The sequence below is a fragment of the Pseudomonas sp. UBA6276 genome (assembly GCF_002438365.1).
Lineage (GTDB): Bacteria > Pseudomonadota > Gammaproteobacteria > Pseudomonadales > Pseudomonadaceae > Aquipseudomonas > Aquipseudomonas coleopterorum.
Genome location: NZ_DJUS01000186.1, coordinates 1 through 3136 on the forward strand (window position 1 = coordinate 1; position 3136 = coordinate 3136).

General features: G+C 68.7%; 3 protein-coding genes. All 3 read right to left on the minus strand.

Annotation, left to right across the window (positions count from 1 at the left end; genetic code table 11):
• Nucleotides 1-821: lytic murein transglycosylase (locus B2V21_RS20885; protein WP_286917915.1), on the minus strand; the 821-nt coding region annotated here is incomplete at its 3' end.
• Nucleotides 822-875: 54 nt separating this feature from the next.
• Nucleotides 876-1850 (minus strand): L-histidine N(alpha)-methyltransferase, encoded by a 975-nt coding sequence (egtD, locus tag B2V21_RS20890; protein ID WP_286917916.1) that lies wholly within the window; start codon nucleotides 1848-1850, stop codon nucleotides 876-878.
• Entirely contained in the window at nucleotides 1847-3133 is a 1287-nt protein-coding gene (egtB, locus tag B2V21_RS20895; RefSeq protein ID WP_286917933.1) for an ergothioneine biosynthesis protein EgtB, read from the minus strand. Before egtB ends, egtD begins: the two co-directional genes overlap by 4 nt.
• Nucleotides 3134-3136 lie beyond the last annotated feature (3 nt).

The following is a 3136-nucleotide window of genomic DNA, read 5'->3' on the forward strand; positions in this document are numbered from 1 at the left end:
CCGGCCGGGGCCAACGCGCCGCCCGCCACCGGGAGGATGCCCAGCGCGCGCCAGTCGGCCAGCGGTTTGCGCTGGGTGCGGCCGGCCAGGCTGGCATTGAAGCCGGCCGGAATCTTCACTTCCATGCCCCACGGCTGCCCGGTGCGCCAGCCGGCCTTCTTGAGATAGTTGGCGGTGGAGGCCAGGGCGTCGGGAATGGAGGCGACCAGATCGCGACGTCCATCGCCGTCGCCGTCGACCGCGATGCGGGCATAGGTGGACGGCATGAACTGGGTATGGCCGAAGGCGCCGGCCCACGAACCGGTCAGCCCTTCGGCACGCAGGTCACCGCCGTCGATCAGCCTGAGCAGGGCCAGCAGTTCACCGCGGAAGAAGGGCTGGCGACGGCCTTCGCAGGACAGCGTGGCCAGCGACTGCAGCAGCGGGCGCTTGCCGAACACGCGGCCGTAATCGCTCTCCACACCCCACACGGCGACGATGGTGGCGGCATCGACACCGTACTCGGCCGACACGCGGGCCAGCAGATCACGGTGCTCGACCAGACGGGCGCGTCCATCGTCGACGCGCTGGCTATCCACCAGGGCGGCCAGGTAATCCCACAGCGGGGTGGTGAACTCCGGCTGTGCATCGAGCAGGGGCAGCACGCTGGGATCCGGGGTGAGCCCGGCAGTGAGCACGTCGAAGCGCTCGGCATGGATGCCCTGCTTGCCGGCCTGCGCTTTGAGCGTGACCAGGCAGCTGGCAAACGCATCCGGCGCGGCCACCGCCAGCGACGGTGCGCCGACCCACAGCCCGGCCAACAACAGGGGCAACCATCGCATTGGCGGAATCCTTGCAGCCAGTGGACCTGCATCATAGCGGCAATGCCGCGCGGATCAGACCGGCTGCAGCAGGCGCAGGCCGAAGGCGGGATCGGTCGCGTTCCAGTGGGCGGTGACCCGCAGGCCCGCGGCAGCGGCCATCGCCGCGAACACCGCATCGGTGTACTTGTGGCTGTATTCGACGGTCATCGCTTCGCCTTCGGCGAACGCGAAGCTCTGCCCGTCCACCTGCACGCGCTGGTCGCGCTGGCTGACCAGTTCGGTTTCGATGCGCAGGCGCGGCACGCTGTAGCGGGCGCGGTGGCGGAAACCGTCCAGATCGAAATCGCTGCCGATGTCGCGATTGAGCCGGCGCAGCAGGTTCAGGGTGAAGTCGGCGGTGACGCCGGCGGCATCGTTGTAGGCAGCCTCGATCAGCCCCGCATCCTTGTGCAGGTCGATGCCGATCAGGGCCATGCCATCGGGACCCATGGTCTGGCGCATCGCCTTCAACAGTGCGATGGCATCGTCATGGGCGAAGTTGCCCAGCGTCGAACCGGGGAAGAACACCAGGTGGCGTGCCGGCTCGCGCTGCGGTGACGGCAACTGCACCGGCTGGGTGAAATCCGCGCAGACCGGCAGCATTTCGATCTCCGGCAGCGAGGGGGCCAGCCGGGTGATGCTGTCCAGCAGCGCGGCGCGGGAGATCTCGATCGGGGTGTAGGCCACCGGATCGCGCAGCGCATGCAGCAGCAGTTCGGTCTTGCGCCCGCTGCCGCTGCCCAGTTCGACCACATGCACGCGGGGCCCGACCACCTTGGCGATGTCGCGCGCGCACTCCTGCAGCAGCTGCAGCTCGGTGCGGGTCGGGTAGTACTCCGGCTGCTGGGTGATCTGCTCGAACAGCGCCGAGCCCTGCGCATCGTAGAAATACTTGGACGGCAGCTGCCGCGGCGTGGACGAGAGGCCGCGCAGGATGTCGGCGGTGATCTGATCACGGTCCGGCTGCAGATCGGTCAACGCCTCGAGTGCATCACGGACCGAACTCATGCGATGTCCCGGGCCAGGCGCAGGCCGGCGAACTGCCACCGGGCCGACGGTGCGAAGAAATTGCGGTAGCTGGCGCGCAGATGATCGGCCGGGGTGGCACAGCTGCCCCCGCGCAGCACCCACTGCCCGCACATGAACTTGCCGTTGTACTCGCCCAGGTTGCCCGGGAAGGTGCGGAAGCCCGGATATGGTCCGTAGGCGCTGCTGGTCCATTCCCAGACATCGCCGAACAATTGAACGATGTCGCCGTCCTCTTCGGCCCCACCGGGGTGGAACTGATCGGCATCGGCGAAGCGACCCCGCAGCGGGCGACCGGCGGTGGCCGCCTCCCATTCGAACTCGGTGGGCAGACGGGCCTCCTGCCAGCGCGCGTAGGCGTCGGCTTCGAAGTAACTGAGGTGGCAGACCGGTGCGTGCGGATCGAGCGGGCGCCAGCCCCCCAGGGTGAACTCGCGCTCCAGTGCGTCATCCCAGTACAGCGGATGCTGCCAATGCTGGTCCTGGCACAGCGTCCACCCTTCACTCATCCACCAGCGCGGCTCGCGGTAGCCACCGGCCTGCACGAACCGCCGGTACTCCTCATTGCTGACCGGGCGGTTGGCCAGCGCATGCGCCGGGACCAACGCGCGGTGTACAGGCGATTCGTTGTCATAGGCGAATGTGGGCTGGGTGGGCCAGACCGGCGCGCCAATCTCCACGATCCGCTCGGGACTGCTGAGCCACCGCAGCGGCAGCGCACGGGCCGGTGCCATCGCCAGATCCTCGCGGTAGGCCGGCTGCAGCGGGTTGGACCAGAACGCGTGCTTGATATCGGTCAGCAGCAGCTCCTGGTGCTGCTGCTCGTGATGCAGGCCGAGCAGCAGCTGATGCTGGGCCTGTTCGCTCAGGCTGCCGGCCTGCAGTGCGGTGATCACGCGCTGGTCGATCTCGGCGCGGAAATGCAGCACCTCATCCAGTGACGGGCGCGAGAGCAGCCCGCGCTGCGGACGCGCATGCGCCGGGCCGATGCTCTGGTAATAGCTGTTGAACAGGTAATGCCAGTCCGCATCGATCGGGGCGTAGCCGGGCCGGGTGGCCAGCACGAAGCGCTCGAAGAACCAGGTGGTGTGGGCCAGGTGCCATTTGGCCGGGCTGGCATCGGCCATGCTCTGCACCATGGCGTCCTCAGCGCTCAGCGGGGCGGCCAGCGCGACCGTGCGGGCGCGCACGCCAGCGTAACGGGCGGCCAGCGACGCGGGCGGGACGGCAGTGAGCGGTGGTGCGGCAGCGACGGCGGTATTCATCGC